We start from the raw sequence: 24,198 nt of genomic DNA on the forward strand, positions 1-24,198 counted from the left end.
GACCGAGGAAGCTCGGGATATGACCGATACGCGCACCCCGCTCTCACCGACGCCACGCAGCACTCTCACCCGCTACCGGGGCCGCCGCGACGCCACCGACCGCGCCGCGCTGGACGAACTCCTCGACGCCGCGATGATCTGCCACCTCGGTGTGCTGATGCACGGCGCGCCGGTCGTGCTCCCCACCATCTACGGCCGCGACGGCGACACCCTCTACCTGCACGGATCCACCGGAGCGGGCAATCTCCGGGCCGCGGCAACCGGCGATGTCTCGGTGACGGTCACCCTCGTGGACGGCATCGTCTACGCCCGCGCGGCCATGCACTTCTCGATGAACTTCCGCTCGGCGGTGATCCACGGCCGCCCCGTCGAACTCGCCGACCCGGACGCCCGCCTGCACGCCCTGCGCGTGATCGTCGAGCACGCCGCCCCCGGCGCCTGGGACAACGTCCGCCCGCCCACCGCCAAGGAACTCGCCGCCACCACCGTCCTCGCGCTGGACCTCACCGAGGCGTCGGTCAAGACCCGCGCGGGCGACCCCTCCGACGACGCCCCGGACCTCGCCTCCGACACCTGGGCGGGAGTACTGCCCGTCCGCCAGATCTTCGGGGAGCCGTACTCGTCGGCCGACCTCACAACGGGCATCGCCGTCCCGGAGCACGTCCGCGCCCGGTTCGATAGTTCCGTCGCGTCGGGGTAGCCGGACGCACCCATGGATCCGTGCCGAAATCCGCAGAGTTCCCCGGGAATTCGGAGCAAGCACTGCGGAATGCGATGACTCGTGTGCTACCAGGCGGTGACGGGTAGATCCGCTCGATCCAGGGCGGTGCGGGCCAGTTCGGTGAGGGCGGTGGGGGATTCGATGCGATCGGGGTCCAGGGAGATCAGGGACAGGGTGTAGGTGTCGGACAGGCGGGACAGGTAGGCCGATAGGCGGGTGCGGGGGAGCGGGGCCGTGAGGCCCGGGTGGATGGCGCGGGCCGCGACGCCGACGCAGCGGTGCGGGCCGAGGTGCGACAGGGCGGCGGGGAGCGTTCCGATGTTGGAGCACAGGATGTCTCGTTCGCCCGCGCCGCGCGAGAGGGCGTAGGCGGCGCGGGCGGGCAGCACCTGCAGGATTTCCTCCGGGAGGCCGGCGGGGCTCGACATGTGGTGTTCGTATGCGGCGCGGCACTTCTCGCGCAGGGTCGAGGGGGCGTCGGAGCGGGTGACGGCGACTTCCGTCATCGCCATGTCGTTGTTCACGCGGGACTCGGACCTGGTGTCCACCGGCACACTGGCGTGGATGACCGGATCGCTGAATCCGCTGTCCCACAGCATCTGTGCGGTCAGATAGAGAAACAGTGTGTTGGCCGTGCCGCCGCGCGCCGCGGCCGCGAGCTCCCAGTCGGCCGCCGGAATCTGCAGCACAGCAGCACATGTCGAGGCTTCGCCGGCGTTGCCGGATGCCGGGTCCGAACGGCCCGGGGCGGGTGCCGGGCGGGCCGGTATGCCGTGCCGCAATGCCCGTGCCGTCCCGCCGATGACGACGGACCATTGTCGGCGGGCATCCGCCCAATCCGACTGTGAGGCACTGAGTTCAGTGTGCACCTCACCCCGGCGGTCCCCGGTGTCGAGCCCGGACAGCGCCCGATCCACCGCAATCGCCAGCCCCCGCCCGTCGGCAAGTGCGTGCGAGCAGGTCAGCGATACCAGCGAACCGCCATCCGCGAGCTCCGCGGCCGCGAGCCGCCACCCGGGACCGAACTCCGGATCCAGATCGAATCCCAGGCCGTTCGCCCAGCTGAGCACCTCCTCTTCGCGCAACGGCCGGGAGGTCAGTCGCAGCGGATGGGCGCTGCTGGTGGCCTGCCAATACGGCCGCGCCCCCGGCACTCGCGCCCGCACCACCCGTCGCCCGAGCGGCCCGGTCCGCAGCGCGGCGTGCACGCGCAGCAGGAGCTCCCGGGGGACGCGATCGGCGGTGCGCCACAGGCCCTGCAGCGCGATCGGCGTCCCCATGCCCCGGTGCGTCCGCAGGAAGATCTCGTCGACGACGCTGAGCCTGTCCACTACGCGAGCCTTTCGCGGCCGGCCGCGGGCCGGAGGTCTGGCGGTGCGGGGCGAGCGGCGGCGGGCATGGATTCAGGCCCGGCCGCCGTGGCGCCCCGCGCCCGAGGCGAACCGCTGCGCACCGGCGAGGGCGCCCTCAGCGTCGGCCAGGGCGGTCATGCCGTGGCGCAGCTCGTTGGCGATCGCCGCGTCCTCCTCCATGCCCTGCTGCTCCAGCGCGGACAGGCGGTCCGAGCGCAGGCAGGTCTGTGGCAGGGCGGCCAGCTCCGCCGCGAGGTCCTCTGCCGCCCTGCGTGATTCGCCGTTCGGGACGACGCGGTTCGCCAGGCCCATCTGCAGCGCCTCGGCGGCGCCGACGGCCCGGCCGGTGAGGATCATGTCCATGGCCCGGCCCTCGCCGATGATGCGGGGCAGCCGCACTGTGCCGCCGTCGATGAGCGGCACTCCCCAGCGCCGGCAGAAGACACCGAAGGTGCTGTCCTGCTCGGCAATTCGCAGGTCGCACCACAGCGCCAGCTCGAGTCCGCCCGCGACCGCATACCCGGAGATCGCGGCGATCACCGGCTTGGACAGGTGCATCCGCGTCGGCCCCATCGGCCCGTCACCCTCCGGGGTGACCTGGTTGGCCCGTTGGGTGCCAAGGGATTTCAGGTCGGCCCCGGCGCAGAACGTACCGCCCGCGCCCCACAGCACCGCCACCGCGGCCGAGGGATCGGCGTCGAATTCCCGGAAGGCCTCGGCCAGCTCACGCGCGGTCGGCCCGTCGACCGCATTGCGGGCCTGCGGCCGGTCGAGCACGACGGTGAACACCGGGCCGCTGCGTTCGATTCGGACACTCACACCTGCTCCTAGCTGTTCATCGGACGGACTCACCCCGCGCCGCGCCCTGCTCGCGACTCGAGCTCGACAATACGTGCCCTTCCGGCCCTTGCGTCAAGAAATGAATTTGTGATTCACTTCTTGTGTGGTTTACCGCAGAACCCCGGCCGTGCAGGCCCGCCTCGATGCCCAGGCGGGCGCGATCGTGCATGCGGCCACGAGGGTGATGTCGCGGGAAGGCTTCGCGGGGCTGTCGATGGTGGCGGTCGCCGCGGCGGCGGGCGTGGCCACCGGCACCGTATACAAGCACTTCAGCGGCAAGTCGGAGCTGGTCACCGCGGTCTTTCGTGACGTCGTCGGGCGCGAGGTGGCGGCCGTCGCCGAGGCGGCCGGAGGCGGTGGCAGCTCGGTCGAGCGGGTCACGGCCGCCATCGAGACCTTCGCCGGCCGCGCACTGAAGAATCCGAAACTGGCCTACGTCCTGCTCGCCGAGCCGGTGGACGCCGCGGTCGATGCCGAGCGCCTGCGCTTCCGGCGCGCGTTCACCGACACCTACGAGTCCGCGGTGGCCGAGGGTGTCGCCAATGGGCAGCTGCCACCGCAGAATCCGCGTACCAGCGCCGCCGCACTGGTCGGCGCCATAGGCGAGGTCATGGCCGGGCCGCTCGCGCAGGAGCAGCAGAGTGAATCGGTGATCCCCGAGCTGGTCGAGTTCGCCCTGCGCGCGTTGGGTTTTCACGATCCGGGTGGCGCGGGCCGTGCCCCGGCCCCGCACGAATAGGAGTTTCGCATGCCCACACACGAAGTGTTCAACCAGGTTCCGCCGATCGTTCCGTTCGACTACTCGCGCAATCCGGCGCTGCTCGAGGGGCTGCACCGCGAGGGCGCGGGCTGGGCCGAGGCCGAGGTGCGCGAACTGGGCCGGCGCGCGGGCGAATTCGAGGCCCAGGAGTGGGGTCGGGTGGCCAACGAGTACCCGCCGGTGCTGCGCACCCACGACCGCTACGGGAACCGGATCGACGAGGTCGAGTTCCATCCGTACTGGCATGCCCTGATGGACGTCGCGGTGACGCACGGCCTGCACGGATCGCCCTGGCTCGACGAGCGGCCCGGCGCGCACACGGCCCGCGCGGCGAAGTTCTACACCTGGGGTGTCGCCGATGCCGGTCACATGTGCCCCATCTCGATGACCTACGCCGTGGTGCCCGCGCTGCGGCACAACCCGGAGCTATCCGCCCGGTACGAGCCGCTCCTGGGCTCGCGCACCTACGATTTCGGCCTGCGCGAGCCGTCGTCCAAGGCCGGGCTCATCGCCGGAATGTCGATGACGGAGAAGCAGGGCGGCTCGGACGTGCGGGCCAACACCACCACGGCCACACCGCAGTCCGACGGTACGTACCGGATCGTCGGCCACAAGTGGTTCACCTCGGCGCCGATGTCGGACATGTTCCTCACCCTGGCCCAGGCGCCGGGCGGGCTGTCCTGCTTCCTGCTGCCCCGGGTGCTGCCCGACGGCACCCGCAATGCCCTTCGTCTGCAACGGCTCAAGGACAAGCTGGGCAACAAGTCCAACGCCTCGTCGGAGATCGAGTACGAGAACGCCACCGGCTGGCTCGTCGGCCAGGAGGGCGCGGGCGTGAAGACCATCATCGAGATGGTCAACATGACCCGCCTGGACTGCGTGATCGGCTCGGCCACCGGCATGCGCATGGGCGTGGTGCAGGCGGTGCATCACGCGCGGCATCGGGAAGTGTTCGGCGCCAAGCTGATCGACCAGCCGGCCATGCGCAACGTGCTCGCCGATCTGGTCATCGAATCGGACGCGGCGACCACCGTCATGATGCGGCTTGCGGGCGCGACCGACCGCGCGGCGAGTGACCCGGCCGAGGCGGCGCTGCGCCGGATCGCGCTGGCGGTCACCAAGTACTGGGTGTGCAAGCGCGCGCCCGTGCACGTGGCAGAGGCGCTGGAGTGCCTGGGCGGCAACGGATATGTGGAGGAATCCGGCATGCCCCGCCTGTACCGCGAGGCTCCGCTGTCTTCGATCTGGGAGGGTTCGGGCAACGTCGCGGCGCTGGATGCGTTGCGTGCCATGGCGCGTCAGCCCGAGAGCGTGGAGGCCTACTTCAACGAGGTGTCCCTCGCGCGCGGCGGCAACCACCACCTGGACGACGCGATCGATCGAATCGGCAAGGAGCTCACCGATCTCGGCGACATCGAGTACCGCGCCCGCCGCGTCGTCGAGCTGATGGCCCTGGTCCTGCAGGGCGCGCAGCTGGTCCGCCACGGCCACGCCGCGATCGCGGATGCCTTCTGCGCCAGCCGTTTCGGCGGCGACTGGGGCATCGCCCTGGGCACCCTACCCCTTGGCGTCGACACCACCGCCATCCTCGAGCGCGCCTACGTCGCCTGACGGCGAGGCCCGGGATCGCCGGCTGCGGGCCACCGCGACGACCACGCCACCTCGGGAGCATGATGTCCCGCGCGCGAGTGGGTGAGGGAGCACACGCTTCCGGGCCGCGGTGATCAACCTGGCCGGGAAGCTGGTGGACTGCCGCCCCACCGCGGCGAATGTGGCCGAATTGCGCAGCAGCCGGGTCGATTCGACCGCGGCGCTGGTCGCGGCCTCGAAATCGCTGGACCGCCCGATCGATCGCTGGATCCAGGCCAGCACGACCGCGATCTGGTCGGACGCGGGCGAAATGCGCTGTACCGAAACAACTCCGCTGCCCGTCGGTCTGCCGCAGATGACCGGCGTCGCCGAGCCGTGGGAGCGGGCGTTCGGGGGCGCGAACGCCGTGCGCCGGACGATTCTGCGCACCTCGATCGTGCTCGACCCCGATGCCCCGGCCCTACGGCGCCTGTGCGATCTGACCCGGGCCGGGCTCGGCGGCCGGGTGGGGCCGGGCGATCAGTGGTTCAGCTGGATCCACGTGCAGGACTGGCTGGCGCTGGTCCGCGCCGCGCTCGGCCTGGACCCGCAGGTGCAGCTGCCCGATGGAATCCTGGTCGCCGCAACGGATTTCCCGGTCCGCAACCGCGACCTCATGGCCGCGCTGCGACGCCACCTGCACCGCCCGCCGGCGCCGCCCACCCCGGCGGCGCTGCTGCGATTCGGTGCGATCTTCCTGCGCACCGATGCCGCGCTCGGCCTCACCGGCCGCCACGCCACCTCGGAGGTGCTGCCGCACACCGGCTTCCGCTTCCGTTATCCGACGCTCGACGATGCGCTCGGCGATCTCCTGCCACATTGAGTGCACCCGCAACCGCCATCCCGGCGCGCTTTCGGGCTGCCGCGGCCCCGCGTGCCGATGGCACCATCCGATGAGACGTCATCGATGTCATTAGTGGCCGTAATCCTCTGGCGCACAGTGGACTGCGCTAGCTTCCACAGCACGTTCGGATGACGCAGCGCGGCCGACCTCAGGGAGCAGCCGCAAGCGCCAGGCCGATCAGCGTCACGACCTTGACGACCTCGAGTCCCACGTACCACAGGTGCGCAGGCGAGCGCGGCCCCTCCTCGCCCGCCAGCACCCGATTCGAGCGCCGGGTGAGCGGCGGGCGCACCAGCACGACCTGAAGCGCCAGCACGACGACGGTCACCAGCAGCCAGATCCAGGCTCCCGTGCCCGCCCGCACCACCGTCGCCGCGGCGATCAGCACCACGGCCAGCACGATCTCCACGGCGTTCAGCGCCCGGAACACCAGGCGGCCGATGCTCAGCCCCAGTGCCAGCGTGACCCCAGGCGCCCGGAACTTCAGTGGCGCCTCGAGAAACGAGATCGCCAGCACCATGCCGAGCCACAGCATCGGCAGGAACCACAGCAGGTGCTGGGCGATCGAGTGCATTGCTCAGCGATGCCCGCGGTACCAGCGGATCAGCGCGTCGGTCGACGAATCCGATTGTGGCGCAGGATCTTCCGTGGAGGTGAGCAGCGGGGCCAGCTCGAGGGCCTGCTGCTTGCCCAGTTCCACGCCCCACTGGTCGAAGCTGTCGATGCCCCAGATGGTGCCCTCGACGAACACGATGTGCTCATACAGCGCGATCAGCTGGCCCAGCACCGACGGCGTGAGCTGGGGCGCCATGATGGCGGTGGTGGGCCGGTTGCCCGGCATCACCTTGTGCGGCACCACCTTCGGGTCGGTCCCCTCGGCGGCGATCTCCTCGGCGGTTTTGCCGAACGCCAGCACCTTCGTCTGGGCGAACAGATTGCTCATCAGGATGTCGTGCATGCTGCCGGTGCCGTCGCGGGTGGGCAGATCGTCCGTCGGCTGGGCGAATCCGATGAAGTCGGCGGGAATCAGCCGGGTGCCCTGATGCAGGAGCTGATAGAAGGCGTGCTGGCCGTTGGTGCCGGGCTCGCCCCAGTAGATCTCGCCGGTGGAGGTCGTGACCGGGGTGCCGTCCGCGCGCACCGATTTGCCGTTGGACTCCATCGTCAGCTGCTGGAGGTAGGCCGGAAAGCGGGCCAGGTCATTGGAATACGGCAGCACCGCCCGCGACTGCGCACCGAAGAAGTTCGAATACCACACGCCCAGCAGGCCCAGCAGCACCGGCGCGTTCTGCGCCAGCGGCGCCTGCACGAAATGCTCGTCGACGCTGTGCATTCCGGTGAGGAACTCGGCGAACCGCTCGCGGCCGATCACCGCCATGACCGACAGCCCGATCGCCGAATCGACCGAATAGCGGCCGCCGACCCAGTCCCAGAACCCGAACATGTTCGCGGTGTCGATGCCGAATGCCGCCACCCGCTCGGCATTGGTCGAGACGGCCACGAAGTGCTTGGCGACCGCGGCCTCGCCGAGCGCGGCCACCAGCCAGCGCCGGGCAGCGGTGGCATTGGTGAGCGTCTCCAGAGTCGAAAACGTCTTGGAGGCAACGATGAACAGCGTCGAGGCCGGATCGAGCCCGTCGAGCTTCGCGGTCAGGTCCGCCGGGTCGACATTGGAGACGAACCGCGCCGAGATTCCCGCGTCCGCATAGTGGCGCAGCGCCTGATACACCATGACGGGCCCGAGATCCGAGCCGCCGATGCCGATGTTGACCACCGTCGTGATGCGCTCACCGGTGGCGCCGCGCCACCGGCCCGAGCGCAGCGAATCGGTGAAATCGCCCATGGCGCGGAGTACCTCGTGCACCTGCGCGCCCGCGTCGGCGCCGTCGACGACGACGGTTTCGCCCGGCGGCAGCCGCAGCGCGACATGCTCGACCGCGCGATCCTCGGAGGTGTTGATGTGCTCGCCGCGGAACATCGCATCGCGTCGCTGCGTCACCCCGGCGACCTCGGCCAATTCGACCAGCAGATCCAGGGTTTCGCGCGTGATGCGGTGCTTGGAGTAGTCGATGTGCAGGTCCGCGACCTGAACGATCAGCTCGCGCCCACGGTCGGGATCCTCGGTGAAGAATTCACGCAGATGCCGATCGGCGATGCCGGCGTGATGATCCTGCAGTTTCCGCCAGGCCGCCGTCGCGGTGATGTCGCTGCTCACTCCGGCGACACTACCGTCAGACACCCCGCCGTGCCCGTAATAGGGACGATCGTGCCGTCATCCGGGCCGGCGGCAGGACCGGGGGACGGAAGCGCCCGATTTATTGCAGCACTCATGCATCTACGGGCCGGGGGGCTGGACAGGCAGGTTTAGGCTGGTCGCATGGTGTCCGAACCTGAACTTCTCGCATCCGTCCCCACACAACTCTGGATCGGTGGCCCCGTGGCGGCCACCGGCGGTGCCACCTTTCCGGTGGAGAATCCGGCGACCGGCGAAACCCTGATCGAGGTGGCCGACGCGTCCCCCGAGGATGCGATGCGCGCCCTCGATGCCGCGGTCGCGGCGCAGGACGACTGGGCCGCGACCCCCGCCCGGCAGCGCGGGGAGATCCTGCGCGCGGTGTACGAGCGGATCATCGAGCGCACCGAGGATTTCGCGCTGCTGATGACCCTGGAGATGGGTAAGGCGCTGCCGGAGAGCCGCAACGAGGTGCGCTATGGCGCGGAGTTCTTCCGCTGGTTCAGCGAGGAGGCGGTGCGCATCCACGGCCGCTATCAGACCGCGCCCACCGGCACCGGCCGCATCATGGTGCACAAGCAGCCGGTCGGGCCATGCCTGGCGATCACGCCGTGGAACTTCCCGCTGGCCATGGGCACGCGCAAGATCGGCCCCGCGCTCGCGGCGGGCTGCACGATGATCGTCAAGCCCGCCTCGGCGACGCCGCTGACGATGCTGCTGCTGGCGCGGCTGTGCAGCGAGGCGGGCCTGCCCGACGGCGTGCTGTCGGTGATCACCGGCCGTCGTTCCGGCGCGATCACCGCGCCGCTGATCAACGATCCGCGGCTGCGCAAGCTGACCTTCACCGGCTCCACGGAGGTCGGCAAGAAACTGGTCGAATCCTCCGCGCACGGGCTGCTGCGCACCTCGATGGAGCTGGGCGGCAATGCTCCCTTCGTGGTGTTCGACGACGCCGATCTGGACGCCGCTGTCGCCGGGGCCATGCTGGCCAAGTTCCGTAACGGTGGCGAGGCGTGCACCGCCGCCAACCGCATCCACGTGCAGAACTCGGTGCTCGCCGAGTTCACCGACAAGTTCGTCGCGGCCGCGCAGGGGCTCGAGCTCGGACCAGGTGCGGATCCGAAGACGACGCTGGGCCCGCTGGTCGACGATCAGCAGCTCGAGACCGTCAGCGAGCTCGTCGAGGACGCGGTCGCCAAGGGCGCGCAGGTGCGCACCGGCGGCAAGGCGCCCGGCGGCCCCGGTTACTTCTACCCGGCCACGGTGCTGTCCGACGTGCCCGCCGACTCCCGCATCCTGCGTGAGGAGGTGTTCGGCCCGGTCGCGCCCATCGTCGGCTTCGACACCGAGGAACAGGGCCTGGCCGCCGCCAACGACACCCAGTACGGCCTGGTCGCATACATCTACACGCAGAACCTGGACCGCGCGCTGCGCGTCGCCGAGGGCCTGGAGAGCGGCATGGTCGGCATCAACCGCGGCGTCATCTCCGATCCGGCCGCACCCTTCGGTGGTGTGAAGGAATCGGGCTTCGGTCGCGAGGGCGGCACCGAGGGCATCGAGGAATACCTCTCCACGAAGTACATCGCCCTGCCGTAATCGCCTGCGCGGCAACCACTCTGCAGTACATACGAGCGCGCGGTAGCGGATGATCGTGGTGGGCCCGGGCGCCCGAGCCCACCACGACCCGATCAGCTACGCGCCTCCAGCACGTCGTCGACCTCGTCGTCGCAGGCCAGCACCACCCCGGAATGCGCCGCCAGCTCCGCCAGCGTGATCTGCGTGCGAATCACCTCCCGATGAATCCGCCACACGGTCTCACCGAACTCGGCCTCTGCCTCGCCCACTCGGGATTCGAGCGCCGCCATGCGGCGTTCGAGACTCTCAGGACTCATCCGTTCTCCTCTCGGCCAGGTCCAGCAGTGTTCTGGATGCTTCAACCCGGGTCCTGTCAGGGCTGTTTCGCTCTCGTTTGAATGCCGCGTCGATCTCCACCTCGGTTACGGGCTCTGCACCGAGCCGTTTCAACGTGCGATCAAGCATCAGCCGAAGTTCTACGAAGTCCCGTTCCAGCTGCTTCCGCAGGCGAGGGATGTCCCGCTGGGTGGTCATGACATGTCCTCGAGGATGCCGTCGATCTCCTCCTCGGTGACCATCTCGACGTTCAGGGCGGTGGCGATCCGATCGAACATGATCTGACCACCGATCAGATTTCGATCGATCCGATAAATGGCCTCGTCCAGGTCACGCACCTTTGTTTCGAGCTTGCCTGTTCGGACCTCGACCGCACCTACGCGCCGGTCGATAGTTTCCTGCCCCATAACAACCCCCAATCATGTTGCGGCCCCAGAGATCTGGGACCGCTGTGAATGCAGCCGCCACTGTACTCACGGGGGCCGACAGGGTCGAGGGGATCGCGTGTCGAAACGCCGGTTTACACGTCGAAGACCGCCCCGGAAGAAGGCATCCGGGACGGTCTCGAGGTGAGGTGTTTCGGGCTGGAGCCTGGCTCAGCGGCCGAGGCGGCCGCGGCCCAGGCGCAGCAGCAGCATGGCGAGGGTGTGGCCCTCCTGGCCCAGCTCGCTGAAGCGCTCGAGGACCTTCATCTCGCGGGAGTGCACGAGGCGCGGTCCGCCGTTGGCCATCCGGGTGCGGCCGATGATGCGCGAAACCTCCGTGCGACGTTTGATCGCGGCGAGGATCTCGGCATCGAGACGGTCGATCTCCTTGCGGAGCTTCTCGATCTCGGCCTCGCTGCTGGGCAGTGCAGCGTCCGACCCGGTCGCGGTCGTAGAGGTACTCATACTTCATCTCCTCGTGTCAGAACCTCAGTCGGCACACGGCCCCTACCCGTTACCGATGAATTCCTTCACCCTGAATCCGACCCGGCGGGTCATTCATTTCCCCCTCACACTATGCGTTCAGGCGAGTAATCGCCGACCATGACGGGGAATGTATGGCCGGATCGCGCTGGTGGTGCGTGCGAGCGTGCCTTCGGTACAGCACACCGCGCGCACGACGAAACCGCGCGCCAGCGGGGTGTAGCCGGATGCGCTGGTCATCTGGCCAGTGTGCCACGGGGTCCGAGTTCGGCAAAACGATACGAGATGAGAGTCGGCTGAAGATCACCTCGGTACGCGGAGCAAGCACGGCGAAGGGGACACGGCACTACAACCTGTCGGTGCCCGCCGGTAGCGTGGATGAACGATGGAGACCACGGTGGCTGACACGAGGCGTCCCGAGGCACGAACGGGGCAGGTAGAGGGTAATTCGGGTGACGCGGAGCGCGTTTCGCGCGCCGCGAGCGGTCCGGCGCGCGAGCGTGTCGCGGAGTCGGCCGAGCGCGCCGAGCGGCTGCTGGAGGGCCTGAACCCGCAGCAGCGGGCGGCGGTCGTGCACTCGGGCGTGCCGCTGCTCATCGTCGCGGGTGCGGGCTCGGGCAAGACAGCCGTGCTGACCAGGCGCATCGCCTACCTGCTGGCCGCCCGCGGCGTGAGTCCGGGCCAGATCCTGGCCATCACGTTCACCAACAAGGCCGCCGCCGAGATGCGCGAGCGTGTGGCCGGGCTGGTCGGCCCGCGCGCGGCCAGCATGTGGGTGTCCACCTTCCACTCCAGCTGCGTGCGCATCCTGCGCACCCAGGCCGCCCTGCTGCGTGGCCTGAATTCCAACTTCTCCATCTACGACGCCGACGATTCACGCCGGCTGCTCGCGATGATCGGCCGCGATCTCGAGCTCGACGCCAAGAAGTACACCCCGCGCCTGCTGGCCACCGCCATTTCCAACCTCAAGAACGAGCTCATCGATCCCGAGCAGGCCGCCGCCGATGCCGAGGCCGACGAGAGCCAGTTGCCCCGCATCGTCGCCCGGGTCTACGACGAGTACCAGCGCCGCCTGCGTGCGGCCAATGCGATGGATTTCGACGACCTGATCGGCGAGACGGTATCGCTGCTGCAGCGTCATCCCCAGGTTGCCGAGTACTACCGGCGCCGGTTCCGCCATGTGCTGGTCGACGAATACCAGGACACGAACCACGCGCAATACGTCCTGATCCGCGAGTTGGTCGGGCATCACGCCCCGCGTCCGGTGCTGGACGATGCCGAGGCCGGTGCCACCGCGGCCGATCCGGAGTTCGTTCCGGCCGGCCGGCCCGCGGTCGAGCCCAGCGAGCTGTGCGTCGTGGGCGACGCCGATCAGTCCATCTACGCCTTCCGCGGCGCGACCATCCGCAATATCGAGGAGTTCGAGCGCGACTTCCCCGATGCGGAAACCATTCTGCTGGAACAGAACTACCGCTCCACCCAGCACATCCTGTCCGCGGCCAACGCCGTCATCGCCCGCAACGAGGGCCGCCGCGAGAAGAAGCTGTGGACCGATTCGGGCGAGGGCGATCTGATCGTCGGCTACGTCGCGGACAACGAGCACGACGAGGCGTCGTTCGTGGCCCGCGAGATCGACCGCCTGCACGATCAGGGCGAGTACAACTACGGCGATGTGGCGGTGTTCTACCGCACCAACAACAACTCCCGCGCCCTGGAGGAGATCTTCATCCGGATGGGGCTGCCGTACAAGGTGGTCGGCGGCGTGCGTTTCTATGAGCGCAAGGAGGTTCGCGATATCGTCGCCTACCTGCGGGTGCTGGAGAATCCGGACGATGCGGTGAGCCTGCGCCGGATCCTGAACACCCCTCGCCGCGGCATCGGCGATCGCGCGGAGGCGTGCGTGGCCGTGCACTCCGAGCAGCGGGGCGTCAGTTTCGGCCGGGCCCTGCGCGATGCGGCCGAGGGCAAGGTGGCGCTGCTGAACACCCGCGCCCAGCGGGCCATCGCGGGCTTCCTGGATCTGCTCGACGATATCCGCGCCGCGGGCGTGCAGGAGGATCTCGACTTCCCCGATGTGGGCACCGTCGTGGAGGCGGTGCTGGATCGCTCGGGCTATCGCGCCGAACTCGAGGCATCCGACGATCCGCAGGACGGCGCCCGCCTGGACAACCTGAACGAATTGGTCAGCGTCGCGCGCGAATTCAGCTCGGAGGCGCGCAACAGCGTGGAGGCCGCCCGGGCCGAGGGCCTCCTCCCCGAGGCCGCCGAGGGTGAGCCGGATCCGGGTTCGCTGGCCGCGTTCCTCGAGCGGGTGTCGCTGGTCGCCGACACCGACCAGATCCCGGACGAGGGCGCCGGGGTGGTCACCCTGATGACCCTGCACACCGCCAAGGGCCTGGAATTCCCGGTCGTGTTCGTCACCGGCTGGGAGGACGGCCAGTTCCCGCACATGCGCGCGCTCGGCGATCCGACCGAGCTGGCCGAGGAGCGCCGCCTGGCCTATGTCGGTATCACTCGTGCGCGGCGGCGGCTGTATCTGACCCGCGCGGTGGTCCGGTCCGGCTGGGGGCAGCCGGTGTCGAATCCGGAATCGCGCTTCCTGCAGGAGATTCCGGGCCACCTGATGGACTGGCAGCGGCTCGAGCCCGCCGGGTCGCCGCTGACCAGGGGCCTGCGCCGGCGCGGCGAGGACGACGGCCTGGAACGGGACTGGACCCGCGGCGACGGCTGGGAGCGTCCCGGCGTCCGCGGCGGCGAGCGTCGTCCCGCCCCCGGCGCCGCCAAGCGCGGCGGCCCCGCCCCGGTCCTCGCGGTCGGCGACCGGGTCAACCACGACAAGTACGGCCTGGGCCGGGTGATCGCCGCGGAGGGCCTGGGTCCGCTGGCCAGCGTCACCATCGACTTCGGTACGGCGGGCAAGATCCGCCTGATCCCGCAGTACAGCAGCGGGGTGCTGGTCAAGCTGTAGACGCTCGGACATCCCGGCCGTGGAGGTCGCCATCCCGGCGCACCTCGGCCGGGATTCCCGAGGGGCCCCGGCCGCGGCGCGACGAGATGACGGGATGTCGCTGTGCCAGCGCGCGGGTGATCTTCAGGGCGCGGGTGATCCGGTGCCCTCTTCGGGGCTCAGTCCTCTTCGGGGCCGAGCGAGATACCGCGGCTGGCGAGCCACGGGATGGGATCGATCTTGGGCCCGCCACGGTCCCACACCTCGAAGTGGCAGTGCGGGCCGGTGGAGAAGCCGCGGTTGCCGACGGTGGCGATCTGGTCGCCAGCCATGACGTGTTGGCCGACGGAGACCGTCGCGGTGTTGACGTGCCCGTAGACCGTGATGTCGCCGTTGGCGTGCTGCAGGCGCACCCACATGCCGAATCCGGACGCCGGTCCGGCCGAGATGACGGTGCCGTCCTCGACCGCGTAGATGGGCGTCCCGATCGGGGCGGCGATGTCGACGCCGAGATGCTCCACGCCCCATCGCGCGCCGAAGCCGGAGGTGAAGAGGCCGTTGGCGAACTTCGCGAACATCGGCCGCAGCTTGGCGTTCGCCTGCGCCTGCAGGCTGGCCGCGAATTCCTGGCCGTGCTGCAGGATGTTCTGATACTGGCTCGGATCGGCGACGGGCGCGAGGTCCAGGACCTGCGGCGACTGCCCCTGGCCGGCGGCAGCGGGCGAGGTTGCCGCGATCTGGCGGATCGCGGTCGTCTGTGCATCTGCCGACGCGGTCCGGTGCGATGGGCCCTGGTGTAGTCCGGCTTGGCCGGCGGCGACCACCGCGCCCGCGGCGACCGCGACGACGGCCGCGCGACCCTTGAGCGCCGCGGGCGGTGCGGGCACGCGATGCGCGCCGGCTGCGCGGCGGGCGGCGGCCCGTCCCGTGCGTGGCGCCGGGGCTCCGAGATCGGCCAGCTTGACCGGCTCGTCGTCGGCCTCGGACATCGGATCGTCGTCCCAGGCGTTCCAGTCCTGGTCCTCGGCGGGCCAGGCCTCGCCGGAATCCGCTGGATCCCAATGGTTCAGTACCGGATACTGCCCGGAATTCCACTGATCGTGCGCCGGATCCGGGTGTTCCTGTGCCGCATGCCATTCGGGCGGGGTCGAATTCCACGCCCCGGGTGCGGGGGCATCCCAGGTGTCGGCCTCGGGGGTGTGCCAGGCATCGGCGTGAACATCGCCGGCCGCGGCGGTCTCGGCGCCGAAGGGGCTCTCGCCCCGGGACGGGCCGCCCCCGAAAGAGGAGTGACTGTCGAATCCCTCGGCGTCTCGGTAACGCCGCGCGGGGCGCGCCCGATGTCCGGGTTGAAGAAGATCGGCGCTCATCGCTGAATACCCGAATACAGACGGTGTGACGAGGTGAACGGGTCGCCCGCGACGCGGCTCTTTATCTGCGGAGCGCTGTGCTGCAACAAGCCTGCCGTCCTCCTGTGCCCGTCAGTGGCGGTCGTGGAAATCCAGTGCCATCCCTGTATGGGATACGCCAGGCTACCGCCTGCGGTCTCCGCATTCACGCGGTCTCGTGACCGTGTTGTGACATCGACCTCATTGACGGTAACGAAACGATTTCGACCCGGCAAGCGTTGCAGGTGATCCCGCCGCACATGTGAGATTGATCACACTACATTGCGGGAATATGTGAACTTTCGATGTCCGGCCGACAAGCTACCCGTGAGTAGGTGTGGCCAGGCGTTTTTCCTCCCGGATGCGAGCCCGTGACCTGCGCCACTTAGGCTGTATGCGGCTGATTTCCCGTCGCTGTCAGTGATTAGAGTCCGATCCGACCCGCCCAGGTACGACGGGCCACCAACCAAGTCGTTGTCACCACAACGCAGACGAGACGGTGAGTACATGGATCTCTTCGAATATCAGGCGAAGGAGCTCTTCGTGAAGCACGGAGTGCCCTCGTCGGAAGGCCGGGTCACGGACTCGGCCGAGGATGCGCGTGCGATCGCGACCGAAATCGGTAAGCCGGTCATGATCAAGTCCCAGGTCAAGGTCGGCGGCCGCGGCAAGGCCGGTGGCGTGAAGTACGCCGCGACCCCCGAGGACGCCTTCACCCACGCCCAGAACATCCTGGGCCTGGACATCAAGGGGCACGTCACCAAGAAGATCCTGGTGGCCGAGGCCAAGGACATCGCGGAGGAGTACTACATCTCCTTCCTGCTGGACCGGTCCAACCGCACCTACCTGGCGATGTGCTCGGTCGAGGGCGGCATGGAGATCGAAGAGGTCGCCGCCACCAAGCCCGACCGCCTGGCCAAGGTGCCCGTCGACGCGGTCAAGGGCGTCGACCTGGCCTTCGCCCGCTCGATCGCCGAGCAGGGCCACCTGCCCGCCGACATCCTGGACACCGCCGCGGTCACCATCCAGAAGCTGTGGGAGGTGTTCATCGGTGAGGACGCCACCCTGGTCGAGGTGAACCCGCTGGTCCGCACCCCCGAGAACGAGATCCTGGCCCTCGACGGCAAGGTCACCCTCGACGAGAACGCCGAGTTCCGCCACAAGGAGCACGCGGAGTTCGCCGACAAGGACGCGACCGACCCGCTCGAGCTCAAGGCCAAGCAGCACGACCTCAACTACGTCAAGCTCGACGGCCAGGTCGGCATCATCGGCAACGGCGCGGGCCTGGTCATGTCGACCCTGGACGTGGTCGCCTACGCCGGTGAGAACCACGACGGTGTCAAGCCCGCCAACTTCCTGGACATCGGCGGCGGCGCCTCGGCCGAGGTGATGGCCAACGGCCTGGACGTCATCCTGGGCGACGCGCAGGTCAAGAGCGTGTTCGTGAACGTGTTCGGCGGCATCACCGCCTGTGACGCGGTGGCCAACGGCATCGTCAAGGCCCTCGAGATCCTGGGCAGCGAGGCCAACAAGCCGCTGGTCGTGCGCCTGGACGGCAACAACGTCGACGAGGGCCGCCGGATCCTCGCCGAGGCCAACCACCCGCTGGTGACGCTCGCGCAGACAATGGACGAAGGCGCCGACAAGGCCGCCGAACTGGCCGCGGCCAAGTAAGGAAAAACAGGGCAATGTCTATCTTCCTCAACAAGGATTCCAAGGTCATCGTCCAGGGCATCACCGGCGGCGAGGGCACCAAGCACACCGCGCTGATGCTCAAGGCCGGCACCAAGGTCCTCGGCGGCGTCAACGCGCGCAAGGCCGGGACCACCGTCAAGCACACCGACAAGGACGGCAACCCCGTCGAGCTGCCGGTGTTCGCGACCGTCGCCGAGGCGATGGAGAAGACCGGCGCGGACGTCTCGATCGCGTTCGTGCCCCCGGCGTTCTCCAAGGACGCCATCATCGAGGCCATCGACGCCGAGATCCCGCTGCTGGTCGTCATCACCGAGGGCATCCCGGTGCAGGACAGCGCCTACGCGTGGGCCTACAACGTCGACAAGGGCGCCAAGACCCGCATCATCGGCCCGAACTGCCCCGGCATCATCACCCCGGGCGAGTCGCTGGTCGGCATCACCCCGAACAACATCACCGGCAAGGGCCCGATCGGACTGGTCTCCAAGTCCGGCACCCTGACCTACCAGATGATGTACGAGCTGCGCGATTTCGGCTTCTCCACCGCCATCGGCATCGGCGGCGACCCGGTCATCGGCACCACCCACATCGACGCCATCGAGGCGTTCGAGAAGGACCCGGAGACCAAGGTCATCGTGATGATCGGTGAGATCGGCGGCGACGCCGAGGAGCGCGCCGCGGCCTACATCAAGGCCAACGTGACCAAGCCGGTCGTCGGCTACGTCGCGGGCTTCACCGCGCCCGAGGGCAAGACCATGGGCCACGCGGGCGCGATCGTGTCCGGTTCGGCCGGTACCGCCGCGGCGAAGAAGGAAGCGCTGGAGGCCGCGGGCGTGAAGGTCGGCAAGACGCCGTCCGAGACCGCCGCGCTGGCCCGCGAGATCCTGGAGAAGGCCAGCATCACCGCCTGAGCTCGGCTGCCCCGCCTCTCCGAGATTTCAGCGTGCCGCTGCGTGCCGCGAGATTTGCTTGTCGGGCCGGCGGTTGACGGCCCACTCCTGGTGGGCCCGTCTCCGGTGAGTTACCCATGTGCTTACGAGATCAGTTGTTGCGTGGGCACAGCTTCGGCGGGTGCAGGATCGGGATATCTCTGCTGAAGGCCGCCTTCCGAATTGGGAAGGCGGCCTTCGGCCTTTCCGGTGTGTGCCGCAGGATCCGGGCCGTTCACCTGGTGTATCGCGCACACCGAGCGGTATGCGTTGGCAGTGACCCGGGCGCTCTGGTGCAGTAGCGTCAGGAGGGCATCCAGTTGTGAAGACGAAGGATCCGACAAGGAGACGACAACATGTCCTACCCGTCCGGGGGCTCCGGGTACAACCAGCCCGCGACGCCCTCCTCCGCACCAAGCTTCCCCCCACAACCGGGTAGCTCCACCGGTGCCGCGGCAGGCACCCCGGGATCGAGTACCTCGGGGCCGTCCGCCCTCGCCGGGTCCTCGAACGGCGCGGGCCTGCCGCTCTATCTCACGGTCGGTGTCGCGGTACTGGGCGTCATCAACTTCTTTCTGGGCTTCACGCCCCACATCACCGAGAACAGCCAGGACGTCGGCATGGGTGTGCACACCCAGGAGGTCACCCGGACCTTCTTCGCCTTCCCGGGTGGCGCGGCGCCGCTGATCGTGCTGCTGGCCGGTGGTCTGCTGGCGGCCATTTCGCTACTGCCGAAACAGAATTGGCTCGGTGCCTCGGCGGCCGCGTCGGCGGCCGGTTTCCTGGGACTGTTATTCGTCTCGTTCACCATGCCCGACGGATACAGCGCCGCATGGGGTACCTGGGTGGTTGTCTTCCTGGGGCTGGTGCAGGCCGCGTCGGCGGTGGCGTCGGTGCTGTTCGAGAGCGGGATCGTGGTGGTGCCCGAGCCGAAACCGGCCGCGCCGCAGGCGCCCCCGCAGGGCGGCTACGGTACTCAGGGTGGCTACGGCCAGCAGCCCTACAGCCAGAGCCAGCCGAGTCAGCCCGCCGCGTACGGGCAGTACGGCCAGCAGCCCTCCTACGGTCAGAACCCGCAGGCACCGTCGCCCTACGGCCAGTCCGGCCAGCAGTATCCGCAGTACGGGCAGCAGGCGCAGTCGCCGTACGGCCAGGCCGGCTACGGGCAGCAGTACGGTGTGCAGCCAGGGTACGGCGCGCAGCAGCGCCCGGGTACCTCGGATGCGCCCGGCGACGCGGGTGCCACGCAGCACATCGGCGGCGGCGCGCAGCAGCAATACGGTTCGCCCAGCTACGGCCAGCAGGGCGCGAGCTCCGCGAATCCGTCCGCTCCGGCGGCAACGCCCAAGCCCGCCAATCCGTTCGGCGAGGAGCAGACCTCCAACCCGGCCGCGGATGCTACCCGGGCATTCCGTCCGGGCGAGGACGACAAGTAATCCCAGGTCGCCGAAATCCGTCGGTGAGTCGGGCGTTCCCCATACGGCGCGCCTGACTCCCCGCCGCGGCGGAAGGTGCCACGCTGGGGTGTCGTGGGCGAGCGTCACCAGCGTGTATCAGGCCGTATCCCGGCACAGCCCGGCGGGCCGGTCGAGCGTCACCTCCGGCCGGGCCATCCGAACGACGGGGGAGCGAGATCGTGAAGGCATCTCCGATCCGCTGGGATCCCCGCAACGCGCGCTCGCCGCAGGTCGATCCGGACCACGATCCCGGGCCCGAGGACAACCTCTTCCTTTCGCTGAGCCCCGAGCGCGCCCGGGTGCTGCTCATCGTCGCGGCCCGGGCGACCAGTTTCACCGTCGTGATCATCGTGGCGCTGGTGATTCTCACGCTGCTCGCCGCCAACAGCCCCATGACCGGGGCCTCGGGCGCGATTGCCGCGGGTTGGCTTGCGGTGCACCAGGTTCCGCTCGTTGTCGGCAAGACCACACTGAGCCTGCTGCCGCTGGCGCCCACGGGGCTGGTGCTGTGGCTGACCGCCCGCGATTGCGCCCGCGCGGTCGAATCCGACTCCTCGGGTACGGATCTGGGCTGGATTCTGGGCGCCGCACTGTCGGGTCCGCTGCTGGTCACGGCGGTGTGCCTGGCCGTGGCCGACGATGCGTCGTCGGTCGTCGCGCTGCAGCCGCCGCAGGCCTTGGCCGCCTTCGCGTGGGTGGTCGGGCTGCATCTGCTGGCCGCCGTCGCCGGTATCGCGAGCCGCCCGAATCCACTGCGGGACCGGTTGCTGGCGGAACTCCCGCCGTGGGCAGCGCCCGCGGCCCGGGCGGCCCGGCGCGCGGTGCGGCGCCTGCTGCTGGGCGGACTGCTGGTCACCGCGGTCTCGTTCCTGGTGCACTGGTCCCGAATCGGCGACACCTACCGCGCGGCGGGCAATATCGGCGGCGTGTTCGGCCTGACGCTGCTGTCGCTGGCCTATCTGCCGAACACGGTGATCGGCGCGGCGGCCGTGCTGGTCGGCGCCGACGTGCACATCGGCGCGGGCGGGCTGAGCGTGTTCTCCATCGCCGGCGCGCCGGTGCCGGCACTGCCGGTGCTGGCCGCGGTGCCCGCCGGTCCGGCCGCTGTGTGGTGGCCGGTGCTGCTGCTGGCACCCGCCGCCGTCGGTGTGCTCGCCGGCATGGAGTGCGCCCGCGAGTCCGGCGACCAGGCCCGCCGCCCGTGGGCAACGCTGAGCGCCGCGGGCCTGACCGCGCTGGCGATGCTGGTGGCCGGGGGAATCGCCGGCGGCACGGTCGGCTCCTTCGGCGACATCGGGCCCGGCATGCTCACCTTCGCCGGGCTGACCCTGCTGTGGCTGGCGATCCCCGGATATGTCGGCCTGCTGTGCACGGGGTGGTTCCTGCCCGCACCGGTGGGCGGTCGGCGGGCCGGGGACTACGCGGACAACGTCGACGAATACGACGACGATTACGACCGCGACTACGCGGAAGACGAGTACGCAGAAGACGAATACGACGACGAGTACGACTACGCCGACGACGAGTACGCGGACACCGACGAGGGCTATGACGACGATTACGCCGACCCCGACCGTCCTTACGCTGACGACGATTACGGCTACGACGATTACGACCCACACAACGCCTCCGACCCCGCCACGATCGATGGCGAACTCGTCGAGGAACAGCCCGCCCTCGACACTCGTCATAGGGCCGGCGGCAGAGCCAACGAGACCGACGACATTCTCGACGCCGAAGTGGTCGAGACCGACCCTCCGGGCCGTGGTGCGGCGGAGGGTCGTTAGGTGTCGACATTCTCGCCACCGGGGTGGGGCGGGACAGTCGAGCTTCTTCAACCCGAAGTCATGGAGCCGACCCGCCGGGCAGCGGTGAGGCGGACCGTCGTTGGGTTGCGGCGGATCTGGCGGACTGTGGTGAGGCTGGCCGAAGCGATTTCCGACGCCGAAGCGGTGGAGGCGGACCTGCCGGAAGGTGACGAGGTGGGAGGTCGTTAGGCTCTAGGGCGGCGGTCCTCGCATCCGCCGCAATCCTGCAGTCCCGACGCACAGGGAGTAGAGCGCTGACGACCCCGCCCGCCCAGTTGGTACCCGCGGCCGTGCCCGCGAGCCCGCGGCACGCACCGGCGGGCCCGAAGGAGGCAGCTTGCGTAACCACGTAGGGGACGGCGGGCCGACGGAGGTTGCGGAGTCGGCGGGGTGGGTGAACCCAGGGGACGGCGGGCCGACGGAGGTTGCGGAGTCGGCGGGGTGGGTGAACCCAGGGGACGGCGGGCCGACGGAGCTTGCGGAGCCGGCGGGGTGGGTGAGCTCAGCGCCCTCGGAAGCGCCGCGATCAACTATTGTCGTGCTCGCCTCGGGCACCGGGTCGCTGCTGCGTTCGCTGATCGCGGCGACCGCCGAGCCGGGGTATCCGGCACGAGTGGCCGCCGTCGGTGTCGACCGGGTCTGTGCGGCAACCGATCACGCGGATGCCGCCGGTATCGAGCACTTCCGGGTCGCGCTGGGCGACCACCCCGATCGCGCCGCCTGGGATGCCGCGCTGACGGCCGCGGTCGCGGCGTACGAGCCGGATCTGGTGGTGTCGGCGGGGTTCATGAAGATTCTCGGCCCGGTCTTTCTGGCGCGGTTCGGCGGCCGGATCATCAATACCCACCCCGCCCTGCTGCCCTCGTTCCCGGGTGCGCACGCGGTGCGTGACGCGCTCGACTACGGGGTGCGGGTGACGGGCTCGACCGTGCATCTGGTGGACGCGGGCGTGGACACCGGGCCGATCCTGGCGCAGCAGGCGGTCGCGGTGCTGCCCGGCGATGATGAGGACACCCTGCACGAGCGGATCAAGGTTGTCGAACGGCGGTTGCTGGCGCAGGTTGTCGCGGCCGTCGCGGCGCGAGGCATTGTCTCCGATGGACGAAAGGCAGTTATCCCAGAATGAGCGAGTTGTACGGTGACTGAGCGCAAGCCGATCAGCCGGGCGCTGGTGAGCGTGTACGACAAGTCCGGGCTCGTCGAGCTGGCCACGGGGCTGCACGCCGCGGGCGTGGAGCTGGTGTCGACCGGGTCGACCGCGGCGCGCATCGCTGATGCGGGCATCCCGGTCACGAAGGTCGAGGATCTGACGGGATTCCCGGAGACCCTCGACGGCCGGGTGAAGACGTTGCACCCGCGCGTGCACGCCGGCATCCTGGCCGACCTGCGCAAGCAGGAGCACGCGGATCAGCTGGTCGAGCTGGGCGTGGATGCCTTTCAGCTGGTGGTGGTGAACCTGTACCCGTTCACCGAGACCGTCGCGAGCGGCGCGAGCCCCGACGAATGCGTGGAGCAGATCGATATCGGCGGCCCCTCGATGGTGCGCGCCGCGGCCAAGAACCATCCCTCGGTGGCCGTGGTGGTCGATACGGGCGACTACGACAGCGTGCTGGCCGCGGCGAAGTCCGGCGGGTTCACCCTCGCCGAGCGAACGGCGCTGGCGGCCAAGGCCTTCCAGCACACCGCAAGCTACGACGTGGCGGTGGCGAGCTGGATGACCAACGTCCTGGTTGATGCCGGTGCGCCGGAAGGCGAAGCGGCGCTGAACTTTCCGGAGTGGCTGGGCGGCACCTGGGCCCGGCAGGCCGTGCTGCGCTACGGCGAGAACCCGCACCAGGCCGCCGCGCTGTACGCGAGCAACGGCGGCCAGCCGGGGCTAGCGCAGGCAAAGCAGTTGCACGGCAAGGAGATGTCGTACAACAACTACACCGACGCCGATGCGGCTTGGCGCGCGGCGTGGGATCACACCGCCCCCGCGGTGGCCGTGGTCAAGCACGCCAATCCCTGTGGCATCGCGGTCGGCGCCGACATCGCCGAGGCGCACCGCAAGGCGCACGCCTGTGATCCGGTCAGTGCGTTCGGCGGGGTGATCGCGGCCAACCGGGAGATCACCGTCGAGATGGCCGAGCAGGTCGCGGAGATCTTCACCGAGGTGATCGTCGCCCCCGGCTACGCCGACGGCGCGGTGGATGTGTTGCAGCGCAAGAAGAATGTGCGCATCCTGGTCGCCGACCGGCCCACCCGCGGCGGTGCCGAGCTGCGCCCTATCAGCGGCGGCGCCCTGCTGCAGCAGCGCGACATCATCGATGCCGAGGGCGACGATCCGGCCAACTGGACCCTGGTCTCCGGCGAGGCGGCCGATGCCGCGACGCTGGCCGATCTCGAATTCGCCTGGCGCTCTTGCCGTGCGGTGAAGTCGAACGCGATTCTGCTCGCCCACGACGGCGCCTCGGTCGGCGTCGGCATGGGGCAGGTCAACCGGGTCGACGCGGTGCACCTGGCGGTGCTGCGTGCGCAGGATCGGGCCAAGGGCTCGGTCGCGGCCTCGGACGCCTACTTCCCGTTCCCGGACGGGCCGCAGCAGTTGATCGCGGCCGGGGTGAAGGCCATTGTGCAGCCCGGCGGTTCGGTGCGCGATCAGCTGACGATCGACGCCTGCCGGGAGGCCGGGGTGACGATGTACCTCACCGGCGCACGGCATTTCGCGCACTGAGCGAGAACAACCGGAGAATGTAGTAGAGGCTCTGCGCGGAGCTGCGGTTCCCGCGCAGAGCCTCTA

At 69.4% G+C, this 24,198-nt stretch carries 22 protein-coding genes; 12 read left to right on the forward strand and 10 right to left on the reverse strand.

The genetic code is table 11. From position 1 onward, the window contains the following. The first annotated feature begins 19 nt into the window (after positions 1 to 19). A complete protein-coding gene (locus tag KO481_RS07855) occupies positions 20 to 700 on the forward strand; it encodes a pyridoxamine 5'-phosphate oxidase family protein (RefSeq protein ID WP_215916321.1) in 681 nt (226 codons plus the stop codon). 86 nt (positions 701 to 786) lie between these two features. Here KO481_RS07855 and KO481_RS07860 read toward each other — a convergent pair whose 3' ends face one another. Then, positions 787 to 2,052, reverse strand: a complete 1,266-nt coding sequence (locus KO481_RS07860; RefSeq protein WP_308166417.1) for a hypothetical protein — start codon at positions 2,050 to 2,052, stop codon at positions 787 to 789. A 72-nt stretch (positions 2,053 to 2,124) separates the two neighbouring features. Further along, positions 2,125 to 2,892, reverse strand: coding sequence for a crotonase/enoyl-CoA hydratase family protein (locus tag KO481_RS07865; RefSeq protein WP_215916322.1), 768 nt, complete (start codon positions 2,890 to 2,892; stop codon positions 2,125 to 2,127). A 124-nt stretch (positions 2,893 to 3,016) separates the two neighbouring features. On the opposite strand from KO481_RS07865, the gene KO481_RS07870 reads away from it, so the two are divergent. From KO481_RS07870 to KO481_RS07880, 3 genes are all read left to right on the forward strand, one after another. After that, complete coding sequence (locus KO481_RS07870; RefSeq protein WP_215916323.1) at positions 3,017 to 3,652, forward strand: TetR/AcrR family transcriptional regulator; 636 nt, start codon at positions 3,017 to 3,019, stop codon at positions 3,650 to 3,652. Positions 3,653 to 3,661: 9 nt separating this feature from the next. Beyond that, positions 3,662 to 5,284, forward strand: coding sequence for an acyl-CoA dehydrogenase family protein (locus tag KO481_RS07875; RefSeq protein ID WP_215916324.1), 1,623 nt, complete (start codon positions 3,662 to 3,664; stop codon positions 5,282 to 5,284). A 109-nt stretch (positions 5,285 to 5,393) separates the two neighbouring features. Continuing rightward, complete coding sequence (locus KO481_RS07880) at positions 5,394 to 6,125, forward strand: DUF1731 domain-containing protein (RefSeq protein ID WP_308166418.1); 732 nt, start codon at positions 5,394 to 5,396, stop codon at positions 6,123 to 6,125. 169 nt (positions 6,126 to 6,294) lie between these two features. On the opposite strand, the gene KO481_RS07885 is transcribed toward KO481_RS07880, so the two are convergent. Together KO481_RS07885 and pgi are read right to left on the reverse strand one after the other, a co-directional pair. Continuing rightward, on the reverse strand, positions 6,295 to 6,720 hold the full coding sequence (locus KO481_RS07885) for a hypothetical protein (RefSeq protein WP_215916325.1): 426 nt from the start codon (positions 6,718 to 6,720) through the stop codon (positions 6,295 to 6,297). A gap of 3 nt (positions 6,721 to 6,723) precedes the next feature. After that, positions 6,724 to 8,361: a glucose-6-phosphate isomerase gene (pgi, locus tag KO481_RS07890; RefSeq protein ID WP_215916326.1), complete on the reverse strand. Its 1,638-nt coding sequence runs from the start codon at positions 8,359 to 8,361 to the stop codon at positions 6,724 to 6,726. A 162-nt stretch (positions 8,362 to 8,523) separates the two neighbouring features. Between pgi and KO481_RS07895 the strand changes: the two genes are divergently transcribed. After that, positions 8,524 to 9,975: an NAD-dependent succinate-semialdehyde dehydrogenase gene (locus KO481_RS07895; protein ID WP_215916327.1), complete on the forward strand. Its 1,452-nt coding sequence runs from the start codon at positions 8,524 to 8,526 to the stop codon at positions 9,973 to 9,975. Positions 9,976 to 10,067: 92 nt separating this feature from the next. On the opposite strand, the gene KO481_RS07900 is transcribed toward KO481_RS07895, so the two are convergent. From KO481_RS07900 to KO481_RS07920, 5 genes are all read right to left on the reverse strand, one after another. Further along, positions 10,068 to 10,271, reverse strand: a complete 204-nt coding sequence (locus KO481_RS07900; RefSeq protein ID WP_215916328.1) for a hypothetical protein — start codon at positions 10,269 to 10,271, stop codon at positions 10,068 to 10,070. Beyond that, positions 10,261 to 10,488 (reverse strand): hypothetical protein, encoded by a 228-nt coding sequence (locus tag KO481_RS07905; RefSeq protein WP_215916329.1) that lies wholly within the window; start codon positions 10,486 to 10,488, stop codon positions 10,261 to 10,263. The genes KO481_RS07900 and KO481_RS07905 overlap by 11 nt, the downstream gene beginning before the upstream one ends. Beyond that, positions 10,485 to 10,697 (reverse strand): hypothetical protein, encoded by a 213-nt coding sequence (locus KO481_RS07910; RefSeq protein ID WP_215916330.1) that lies wholly within the window; start codon positions 10,695 to 10,697, stop codon positions 10,485 to 10,487. Before KO481_RS07910 ends, KO481_RS07905 begins: the two co-directional genes overlap by 4 nt. A gap of 189 nt (positions 10,698 to 10,886) precedes the next feature. Further along, positions 10,887 to 11,180: a chorismate mutase gene (locus tag KO481_RS07915; RefSeq protein WP_215916331.1), complete on the reverse strand. Its 294-nt coding sequence runs from the start codon at positions 11,178 to 11,180 to the stop codon at positions 10,887 to 10,889. Positions 11,181 to 11,297: 117 nt separating this feature from the next. Next, positions 11,298 to 11,438, reverse strand: coding sequence for a hypothetical protein (locus KO481_RS07920; protein WP_215916332.1), 141 nt, complete (start codon positions 11,436 to 11,438; stop codon positions 11,298 to 11,300). Positions 11,439 to 11,595: 157 nt separating this feature from the next. Between KO481_RS07920 and pcrA the strand changes: the two genes are divergently transcribed. Next, a complete protein-coding gene (gene pcrA / locus KO481_RS07925) occupies positions 11,596 to 14,166 on the forward strand; it encodes a DNA helicase PcrA (RefSeq protein ID WP_372451942.1) in 2,571 nt (856 codons plus the stop codon). 158 nt (positions 14,167 to 14,324) lie between these two features. Here the strand turns inward: pcrA and KO481_RS07930 are convergent, their stop codons facing one another. After that, positions 14,325 to 15,515: a M23 family metallopeptidase gene (locus KO481_RS07930; protein WP_215916334.1), complete on the reverse strand. Its 1,191-nt coding sequence runs from the start codon at positions 15,513 to 15,515 to the stop codon at positions 14,325 to 14,327. Positions 15,516 to 16,040: 525 nt separating this feature from the next. On the opposite strand from KO481_RS07930, the gene sucC reads away from it, so the two are divergent. From sucC to purH, 6 genes are all read left to right on the forward strand, one after another. Continuing rightward, complete coding sequence (gene sucC / locus KO481_RS07935; protein WP_215916335.1) at positions 16,041 to 17,207, forward strand: ADP-forming succinate--CoA ligase subunit beta; 1,167 nt, start codon at positions 16,041 to 16,043, stop codon at positions 17,205 to 17,207. Between the two features lie 14 nt (positions 17,208 to 17,221). After that, on the forward strand, positions 17,222 to 18,136 hold the full coding sequence (sucD, locus tag KO481_RS07940) for a succinate--CoA ligase subunit alpha (protein ID WP_215916336.1): 915 nt from the start codon (positions 17,222 to 17,224) through the stop codon (positions 18,134 to 18,136). A 374-nt stretch (positions 18,137 to 18,510) separates the two neighbouring features. Beyond that, positions 18,511 to 19,590 carry a DUF5336 domain-containing protein gene (locus KO481_RS07945; RefSeq protein ID WP_215916337.1) on the forward strand — a complete coding sequence of 360 codons (1,080 nt, stop codon included), beginning with the start codon at positions 18,511 to 18,513 and terminating at the stop codon, positions 19,588 to 19,590. 200 nt (positions 19,591 to 19,790) lie between these two features. Continuing rightward, the gene (locus tag KO481_RS07950; protein ID WP_308166420.1) at positions 19,791 to 21,398 is read left to right on the forward strand and encodes a cell division protein PerM; all 1,608 of its coding nucleotides are present in this window, start codon (positions 19,791 to 19,793) and stop codon (positions 21,396 to 21,398) included. A gap of 517 nt (positions 21,399 to 21,915) precedes the next feature. Beyond that, on the forward strand, positions 21,916 to 22,545 hold the full coding sequence (gene purN, locus KO481_RS07955) for a phosphoribosylglycinamide formyltransferase (RefSeq protein WP_215916678.1): 630 nt from the start codon (positions 21,916 to 21,918) through the stop codon (positions 22,543 to 22,545). A gap of 12 nt (positions 22,546 to 22,557) precedes the next feature. After that, positions 22,558 to 24,132, forward strand: coding sequence for a bifunctional phosphoribosylaminoimidazolecarboxamide formyltransferase/IMP cyclohydrolase (gene purH, locus KO481_RS07960; RefSeq protein WP_215916338.1), 1,575 nt, complete (start codon positions 22,558 to 22,560; stop codon positions 24,130 to 24,132). The last annotated feature ends 66 nt before the right edge of the window (positions 24,133 to 24,198 follow it).

The sequence above is a fragment of the Nocardia albiluteola genome, assembly GCF_018860155.1.
GTDB classification, from domain to species: Bacteria; Actinomycetota; Actinomycetes; order Mycobacteriales; family Mycobacteriaceae; genus Nocardia; species Nocardia albiluteola.

Bases quoted from the DNA above. Each gene is read 5' to 3' on its own strand.
- KO481_RS07915 (WP_215916331.1), bottom strand. From the start codon at position 11,180: ATGAGTACCTCTACGACCGCGACCGGGTCGGACGCTGCACTGCCCAGC.
- sucC (WP_215916335.1), top strand. From the start codon at position 16,041: ATGGATCTCTTCGAATATCAGGCGAAGGAGCTCTTCGTGAAGCACGGA.
- sucD (WP_215916336.1), top strand. From the start codon at position 17,222: ATGTCTATCTTCCTCAACAAGGATTCCAAGGTCATCGTCCAGGGCATC.
- KO481_RS07885 (WP_215916325.1), bottom strand. From the start codon at position 6,720: ATGCACTCGATCGCCCAGCACCTGCTGTGGTTCCTGCCGATGCTGTGG.
- KO481_RS07875 (WP_215916324.1), top strand. From the start codon at position 3,662: ATGCCCACACACGAAGTGTTCAACCAGGTTCCGCCGATCGTTCCGTTC.
- KO481_RS07930 (WP_215916334.1), bottom strand. From the start codon at position 15,515: ATGAGCGCCGATCTTCTTCAACCCGGACATCGGGCGCGCCCCGCGCGG.
- KO481_RS07900 (WP_215916328.1), bottom strand. From the start codon at position 10,271: ATGAGTCCTGAGAGTCTCGAACGCCGCATGGCGGCGCTCGAATCCCGA.
- KO481_RS07855 (WP_215916321.1), top strand. From the start codon at position 20: ATGACCGATACGCGCACCCCGCTCTCACCGACGCCACGCAGCACTCTC.
- KO481_RS07895 (WP_215916327.1), top strand. From the start codon at position 8,524: ATGGTGTCCGAACCTGAACTTCTCGCATCCGTCCCCACACAACTCTGG.
- KO481_RS07920 (WP_215916332.1), bottom strand. From the start codon at position 11,438: ATGACCAGCGCATCCGGCTACACCCCGCTGGCGCGCGGTTTCGTCGTG.
- KO481_RS07910 (WP_215916330.1), bottom strand. From the start codon at position 10,697: ATGGGGCAGGAAACTATCGACCGGCGCGTAGGTGCGGTCGAGGTCCGA.
- KO481_RS07945 (WP_215916337.1), top strand. From the start codon at position 18,511: ATGTCCTACCCGTCCGGGGGCTCCGGGTACAACCAGCCCGCGACGCCC.
- KO481_RS07905 (WP_215916329.1), bottom strand. From the start codon at position 10,488: ATGACCACCCAGCGGGACATCCCTCGCCTGCGGAAGCAGCTGGAACGG.